The sequence below is a fragment of the Stenotrophomonas sp. INTA L402-1 genome (genome assembly GCF_059295135.1).
Window position 1 is genome coordinate 1 of the sequence record NZ_JCAFWP010000103.1, and the last position, 892, is coordinate 892.

1 protein-coding gene is annotated in these 892 nt (G+C 52.8%); it reads left to right on the plus strand.

Going from position 1 to position 892, the window contains the following annotated elements:
- Positions 1–726 (plus strand): MATE family efflux transporter DinF (dinF, locus tag AC5O77_RS21705; protein ID WP_494507164.1); only part of this gene is annotated, 726 nt, incomplete at its 5' end.
- Between the last annotated feature and the right edge of the window lie 166 nt (positions 727–892).

An 892-nucleotide genomic window follows, 5' to 3' on the forward strand; every position in this document is an offset into this window, starting at 1 on the left:
ACATTGCTGATTGGTCTGCTAATGGTGCGTAAAATCCTCAAACTACGCGGAATCTCCGGCGAAATGCTGAAAACTGCCTGGCGAGGAAACTTCCGTCGCTTGCTGGCGCTTAACCGCGATATCATGCTGCGCTCGCTGTTGTTGCAACTCTGTTTCGGCGCGATCACCGTACTTGGCGCGCGACTGGGGAGTGACATTATCGCTGTTAACGCGGTTCTGATGACGTTACTCACCTTTACCGCCTATGCGCTGGATGGTTTTGCCTACGCGGTTGAAGCACATTCTGGTCAGGCGTACGGTGCGCGCGACGGTAGCCAGTTACTGGATGTCTGGCGGGCAGCGTGCCGCCAGTCGGGGATTGTAGCGTTACTGTTTTCGGTGGTTTATTTGCTGGCAGGGGAACACATCATTGCGTTGCTGACGTCGTTAACCCAGATTCAGCAGCTGGCTGACCGCTATCTTATCTGGCAGGTGATTTTGCCGTTGGTTGGCGTCTGGTGTTATCTGCTGGACGGCATGTTTATAGGCGCAACGCGTGCCGCCGAAATGCGTAACAGTATGGCGGTGGCCGCCGCAGGTTTTGCGCTGGCGCTCCTTACGCTGCCGTGGCTGGGGAATCATGGTTTGTGGCTGGCATTAACCGTCTTTCTGGCTTTGCGCGGGCTTTCTCTGGCGGCTATCTGGCGGCGTCACTGGCGCAACGGTACCTGGTTTGCCGCAACGTGACGGTTAAAAATTCTGAATAAATAATCCTAAGCCAAATTGCTGACTACACTTAATCTCACGTTCAGAAGAAAAGTGAACGTACTCTCATTCACAACCTAACGATGAGGTCTTGATTATGAATAAAGATGAAGCCGGCGGTAACTGGAAACAGTTTAAAGGTAAAGTG